The sequence below is a fragment of the Clostridiales bacterium genome (assembly GCA_012512255.1).
Lineage (GTDB): Bacteria > Bacillota > Clostridia > Christensenellales > DUVY01 > DUVY01.
The window spans coordinates 1-6,915 of record JAAZDJ010000134.1 but is presented as its reverse complement, the minus strand read 5'-3'; the positions used below and the strand labels follow the sequence as shown (position 1 = coordinate 6,915).

The window sequence follows — 6,915 nt, the reverse complement described above, 5'->3', positions numbered from 1 at the left end:
GTTTTTCCAAGTCCTTAAAAAAGACTTTAGTATAATATTCGGCTATCTCATTAGGCGAGCGGTTTTGCCTTTTGGCTTCGCTTTGGATTTTGTCCTCGCCCGTGTCGCTGTCCGATTCAAGATGGCCTACATCGGTGATATTCATCACGCCTTTTAGGCGATAGCCGTTGTGTTTTAAAACCCGTCTTAAAATATCCATAAAGATATACATGCGCATGTTGCCTATATGCGCGTAGTTATAAACGGTCGGACCGCATGAATACATGCTGACTTCGCCTTCTTTTAAAGGCGTGAATATCTCTTTTTTTCGCGTCAAAGTGTTATAAAGCTTGAGGATATTATTTACCTTTTTCTAACATTTCTATGCGCTTGTTTAGCTTTTCTATTTCGCTATTAATGCGCGCGAACTCTTTCACCAAAGGGTCCGGGAAGGTCTGGTCAAGGTCGTTGGTCCTTACGCCGTGCCTTTTTACAACCCTGCCCGGAATGCCTACCACGGTGCAATCGGACGGCACATCTTTTAAGACTACGCTGCCCGAGCCGATTTTGCTTCTAGTGCCAATAGTGATAGGCCCTAAGACTTTTGCGCCCGCGCTTACCATAACATTGTCTTCCAAAGTGGGATGGCGTTTGCCTGTATCCTTGCCCGTGCCGCCTAAGGTTACGCCCTGGTAAAGCGTGCAATTTTTGCCGATAACCGTGGTTTCGCCTATGACGACGCCCGAGCCATGGTCTATAAACAATCCGCCGTCAATCTCGGCGGCGGGATGAATCTCAACGCCCGTAAAAAAACGCACAATTTGGCTTATAATTCTTGCCAAAAGCCTTAGCTTTAATTTTTTATAAACAAAATGCGCAAGCCTATATCCCAAAACGGCATGAAATCCCGAATAAGTCAAGATAACTTCAAGCTTGCTTTTTGCGGCGGGGTCGTTTCTTAACGCCGCTTCCAAATCCATTTTTATCTTTCCCATATTATTTCTCAATAATTATTTTTTATAATAAATTATATGCCCAAAGGGCGTTTTAAGGGTAATTATGCTTTGCGATATTTAATTATCTATTTGGGATTATTCAAGTCTTTTGCTGTCCTTTGGACGAATTTAGCGCCGCTTCCAATAATGGATGGCGGGTAGACTATAATAAAAAAATTTTGGTTTTTTTTGTCCTACAAAACCTTGCAAGTTCCAAATTTTTCCTAATTTTTCCTATTTTTAAATAGCATTACCATTATATATTAGCAATATTATAAAGTCAACGAACGGACAAAACAACCAAATACAGCCCAAAAAAAGTCAATATAAAAACAAATAAAAATAATGTAGAAACTTAACCGTCAAATCATTTACATTTGTTTTTTTTGTGTTATTATATCTATAATCTTTTCTAAATTTTGGGAGTTATCGGCTATGAGCGCGTTTTGGCAGGCGTGGGGATATTTCAAAAAGCATTGGTTTGTTTTTGTGTTGTGTTTTTTCTTGGGCTGTTTTTTTATTTTTATCGCGCAAGTCATTCCACAAGTTATTCAGCTAATATTAGATAAAGTAATAATGCCCGCGCTAGGCAAATCCAATCTAAAAGAATCATCTAGTATTTTTTTGCCGCTTTTAAACAAAATTGTAGGCGATAGCGCAGATTTGACAAAAAATTTGATAACGCTTGTAGTTCTTTTGCTCCTTTTGGCGTTTACGCGGCATATCACGCATTACATCCGCTGGAATTTGGCGCATACCAGGTCGGTTGATTGCGAGAGGGATTTGCGGAACGCGGCGTTTAGGAAAATTATTACCCAAAACTCAATGGCGCTTAACCGTTACACGAGCGGCGAGCTTTTGAGCATAGCCCAATCCGATGTGGTAATGATAAAAGACATGTTTATCCACTATATCCCGCTTAGCTTGGAAAGTTTTGTGCATGTGTTTTTGGCGGTGTTTTTTATCACGCGCATTAATTGGTTTTTGGCTATTTTGCCGCTTTGCGCAGGCGTCGCCATGGCAGTTACTTCCCGCGTCAATATGAAAAAAATGCGCCAGATCTATAATGAAATCAGAAACCGTTCAATAGAATTAAACTCGTGCGTGCAAGAAAATATCAACGGCATACGCATTGTCAAGGCATATGCCGCCGAAGGACAAGAAATCAAAAAGTTTGACCAAAGAAACGAAAATTACAAAAACGCGTATTTCAAACATACCCAAGTATGGAGCAAGTTTAACGCGTTGTTTGCGTCTTTTGCCCAAATCGCCTATCTTGGCTCCATAATTATAGCGATATTTTTGGGTCTGGACGGCAAATTGACGATTGGCGAGTTTGGCTCGTTTGTATATTATATAGGCGGGATAACCGGCCCGCTCACCAATTTGTCTTACCATATAAGCCAGCTCCAGCAATCTTTGGTTTGCGCCGACAGGCTGTTTACCTTTCTTAACACCAGCAATGTGATTGCGGACGCAGAAGACGCGATCGGCATAAAAGATAAGCCGCATTTGGCAATTGAAAGCGCCAGCCTTACCATAGACAATAAACCTATCTTGACAGATATTAATCTAGAGTTGCCTTACGGCAAAAAGCTGGGTATAATGGGCAAAACGGGCTCGGGCAAATCCTCGCTTTTGAAACTTATGACCAGGTTTTATGATGTCACCAAAGGCGCGGTGTTGATTAACGGAACGGACATTAAAAAAATCAAGCTGGAAGATGTAAGGCTGCAATTTGGATATGTGATGCAGGATGTGTTTTTGTTTTCCAACACAATAGACGCCAATATCGCTTTTTTCAACCCTGATATCTCTCACGAAGAGGTTGTAAAAGCCGCCAAAGCCGCCCAAGCTCATGATTTTATAATGGATATGCCGCAAGGATACGATACCATAGTGGGCGAAAGGGGCGTAGGATTGTCGGGCGGACAAAAACAAAGGGTCTCAATCGCGAGAGCCTTGTTAAAAGACGCGCCCATTTTATTGCTGGACGACGCCACTAGCGCGCTTGATTTGCAGACCGAGAGATTGATTTTGCGGTCGTTAAGCGAAGAATACGCGCACAAGACGCTTGTAATAGCGGCGCACAGGGCGGCGTCCGTGCGGTTTTGCGACGAGATAATTTATTTAGAAGACGGCAAAATTGTGGAGCGCGGCACGCATGAGGAGTTGATGCGCCTAAACGGCAGGTACGCCGAGATATATAAAAAACAGCAGGCGACCTTGCAGGAGATTGCGTAAAGATGGCACGGAACAGATATTTTGAAGACGAAGCGCTTGAAGCTAAGTTTAACGGCAAAATGATTTTGCGCGTTTTGTCGTATATCAAGCCCTATAAAAAGACTTTTATAACCGTAACTGTCTTTATGATAATTTTGGGCGCGATCGCGCTTTTGCCGTCGTATTTTAACCGCATTATCATAGACAAGATTTTGGATGTCAAAGGCAGAGTTCCACATTATGTAACGCTTGCCATAGTTATTTTAATAGCTTGGGCGCTGGTAGCGGTAAGCGATATATTGTTTAACTTGGTCAAAACCCGCGCATTGACCAAAAATTCTTATAAAATCGTAAGGGATTTGCGCGGCGAACTCTTTAGACATCTTCAAAAACTATCTTTTGATTATTTCGACTCAAGACCGGCGGGCAAAATTTTGGTCAGGGTCACTAACTATATTGACGAACTTGCCAATATTTTGTCGGGCGCGGTCATAGGCTTTGTGACGGATAGCATTAAGACTATTTTGATATTGGGCTTTTTGTATGTCTTGGATTATAGATTCGCGCTTATAGTGACCGCGTCTATGGTCCCGCTTGGTTTTTCATTGGTATTTTTGCGCTCAAAGATTCATCTAAGATGGCGGCATATGCGAAACAAATCAAGCAACCGCACCGCTTACATAGCCGAAAACATCAACGGCATAGCCGTAACAAAGGCGTTTAACCGTATTGACGCCAATTGCCAAATTTACGACGAACTAAACGCGATATGCAACAAAAGCTGGGCGCGCGTGATTAGGCTCAACGAACTGTTCTTTCCTGTTATGGACGCCTTTTGGAATATTGGTCAAATGGGTATTTATGTCGCGGCGTATTTGATTGCCGTAAATTTTGGGGCCCAGACCATCTCAGCCGGATTGTTGGTAAGCTTTGTGGGATTTATGGGCTTGTTTTTCCAGCCGCTTAATAATATTTCCAATTATGTTCAGCAGCTTTCGGTAGCGAGCTCTAATCTGGAAAGAATTTTTGAGACTATGGACACCCCGCCGTCCATTACGGACCGCGAAGGCGCTTACGACCTGCCGCCCGTGCAAGGGCATGTCAAGTTTGAGAATGTTTCTTTTGCCTATGAAAAAGGCAACAATATTTTGGAAAACTTTAACTTGGAAGTGCCGCCGGGCAAAACGGTGGCGTTGGTCGGGCCTACGGGCGCGGGCAAGACCACCATTGTCAATCTATTGAGCAGGTTTTACGAGCCGACAAGCGGCAGGATTTTAATAGACGGCCATGACATTAACAATGTCAAACTTTATTCTTTAAGAAGCCAAGTAAGCGTGATGATGCAAGATTCGTTTGTGTTCAGCGGCACGATTATGGACAATATAAGATACGCCCGACCTGACGCCACAGACGAAGAGTGCATCAAGGCCGCCAAAGCGGCTTCGCTTCATGAGTATATAATGCAATACCCCGACGGTTATAATCATGTATTGGGCGAAAAAGGCGCGGGACTTTCGGGAGGCGAGATACAATTGCTGTCCTTTGCCCGCACCATTCTTTGCGACCCTAAGATACTGGTTTTGGACGAGGCGACAAGCTCGGTGGATACCCAAACCGAAATTAAAATTCAACAGGTTTTGGAAAAGATACTAAAAAACCGCACCAGCTTTATAATAGCCCATAGGCTGTCTACTATTCGCAAAGCCGACTGCATATTATATATAGGCAATAAAGGAATCTTGGAAGCTGGCACCCATGAAGAACTTATGGCCAAAAAAGGCGCTTATTACCAGTTGCAGACAAAAAATTAATATCGCGATAAATTAATTATTTAGAGGTGTTTGCCATGACCCAAAAACAAATTAAAGAATTTGATTGTTTGAGCATTGAATATCAAAACAAACCTAGCCTGCTAGCCCGAACATATAACAACCCCAGATGCGCGGTAATTATTATGGATATGGTCGCGGGCTTTTGCGAAAAGGGCGCGCTATACAGCCCAAGACTGAAAAACCTGGTGGACAGGGTGGCGAGCGCTTTGGACTATTTGCCCGAGGCGGTCAAATTTTTCCTAAACGACGCGCATACGCCCGATTCTTTGGAGTTTGCGAGCTACCCTAAGCATTGCCATACCCCCGAAGAAAAACAAATAGCGGGCGTTTTGTCCAGAGTAAAGGGCATAGTCATAGAAAAAGACAGCACCAACGGCATCTTTAATTTTTTGAAATACGCCGATGTCAACCTTTACGACAACTTCCTTATAATGGGCAATTGCACGGATATTTGCGTTTTGCAGTTTGCCCTGTCCCTAAGGGCATACTTTAACGAAATCAAAAAAACAGCTAATGTGCTGGTCTTTACCGATTATGTGGACACTTTTGACTCGCCGATGCACAGCGCCGAGCTGATGCAAGTATTCGCGCTAAAAAATATGGAGCAATCCGGCGTAAAGATATTCAAAAATTTGGTTTAAAAAAAAGCGGCGAAAAAAGCCGCCTTTTTACTTTACATGCTCAATTTTCAAAATATTGGTGTTTCCCGAAACGCCCACGGGCACGCCCGCGGTTATTACCACGATATCGCCTTTTTTGACTATGCCGGTCTTTTTGGCGCAGTCTATGGCGTGCGCGAACAACAAGTCGGTATTTTGTTGCATAGCGCCCAAAACAGGTATAACGCCCCAGCTTAGCGACAGCTTATGGTAAACTTTTTTGTTGGTGGTGACGGCTATTATGGGCGGGGCCGGCCTGAAGCTGCTTATCATCCTAGCCGTTGAGCCGCTTTGGGTAACTACCAAGATCGCGGCCGCGTTTAAGTCCATAGCCGCGGCGCATGTGGCGTGCGACACCGCGTCGGCGATATTTTTTATAGCTATTTCCAAAGCGTTAAAATGCTTTTTAAAGTCAATCGTGCTCTCGGCGTAGCTTGCTATAGACGCCATAGTCTTGACCGTTTGAAGCGGATAACCGCCGATAGCCGTTTCGCCGCTTAGCATTATGGCGCTTGTGCCGTCAAAGACCGCGTTGGCTATATCCGAGATTTCGGCGCGGGTGGGCTTGGGCGCGTGGATCATGGATTCTAGCATCTGGGTCGCCGTGATAACTTTTTTGGCCGCGCGGTAGCATTTTTTGATAATATCTTTTTGGATAGAGGGAAGCTGCTCAAACGGGATTTCCACGCCCATATCGCCTCGTGCTATCATAATCCCGTCCGAATAGCGCAGGATTTCGTCTATATTATTCACGCCCTCGCGGTTTTCTATCTTGGCGATAATTTCTATTTCTTCTCCGCCGTTGCGGTTTAATAGGTTGCGGACTTCTTTCACGTCGTCCGCCGAGCGCACGAACGACATGGCGATATAATCCACATCATTTTTTACTCCAAAAATCAAATCCTCCTCGTCTTGCTTGGACAAATAAGGCATATTAATACGGCAATTGGGGATATTAAGGCTTTTGTTATTGGTCAAAACCCCGCCTTCTATTACCGAACAGACGATATTATTATTTTCTAGTGATTGAACTTCCAACTCAATAAGCCCGTCGTTTAGCAAAATCATCGCGCCGGGCTGTATGCAAAGGGGGAGTTTTTTGTATGTAATGCTTACCCTTTGGTTGTCGCCTTGTATGTCCTCGGTAGTTAAGACAAATTTTTGGCCTTTTTCCAAAAAGACTTTGGAATTTTCAAATGTCTTAATTCTGATTTCGGGGCCTTTGGT

Annotated in this window: 6 protein-coding genes; 3 read left to right on the top strand and 3 right to left on the bottom strand. The window is 43.7% G+C overall.

The features are described from left to right. Positions 1–265 (bottom strand): class I tRNA ligase family protein (locus GX756_06685; protein ID NLC17544.1); only part of this gene is annotated, 265 nt, incomplete at its 3' end. Positions 266–338: 73 nt separating this feature from the next. Next, positions 339–974: a serine O-acetyltransferase gene (gene cysE / locus GX756_06680; GenBank protein NLC17543.1), complete on the bottom strand. Its 636-nt coding sequence runs from the start codon at positions 972–974 to the stop codon at positions 339–341. A 435-nt stretch (positions 975–1,409) separates the two neighbouring features. On the opposite strand from cysE, the gene GX756_06675 reads away from it, so the two are divergent. The 3 genes from GX756_06675 to GX756_06665 are packed head-to-tail and all read left to right on the top strand — an operon-like array spanning position 1,410 to position 5,670. Beyond that, positions 1,410–3,218, top strand: coding sequence for an ABC transporter ATP-binding protein (locus tag GX756_06675; GenBank protein NLC17542.1), 1,809 nt, complete (start codon positions 1,410–1,412; stop codon positions 3,216–3,218). 2 nt (positions 3,219–3,220) lie between these two features. Continuing rightward, a complete protein-coding gene (locus tag GX756_06670) occupies positions 3,221–5,008 on the top strand; it encodes an ABC transporter ATP-binding protein (GenBank protein ID NLC17541.1) in 1,788 nt (595 codons plus the stop codon). Positions 5,009–5,043: 35 nt separating this feature from the next. Continuing rightward, positions 5,044–5,670: a cysteine hydrolase gene (locus GX756_06665; protein ID NLC17540.1), complete on the top strand. Its 627-nt coding sequence runs from the start codon at positions 5,044–5,046 to the stop codon at positions 5,668–5,670. Positions 5,671–5,697: 27 nt separating this feature from the next. Here the strand turns inward: GX756_06665 and pyk are convergent. Then, a partial coding sequence (gene pyk, locus GX756_06660; protein ID NLC17539.1) for a pyruvate kinase occupies positions 5,698–6,915 on the bottom strand: 1,218 nt, incomplete at its 5' end.

Coding starts and splice junctions, on each gene's coding strand:
- GX756_06670 (NLC17541.1), top strand. CDS start 3,221: ATGGCACGGAACAGATATTTTGAAGACGAAGCGCTTGAAGCTAAGTTT.
- cysE (NLC17543.1), bottom strand. CDS start 974: ATGGGAAAGATAAAAATGGATTTGGAAGCGGCGTTAAGAAACGACCCC.
- GX756_06665 (NLC17540.1), top strand. CDS start 5,044: ATGACCCAAAAACAAATTAAAGAATTTGATTGTTTGAGCATTGAATAT.
- GX756_06675 (NLC17542.1), top strand. CDS start 1,410: ATGAGCGCGTTTTGGCAGGCGTGGGGATATTTCAAAAAGCATTGGTTT.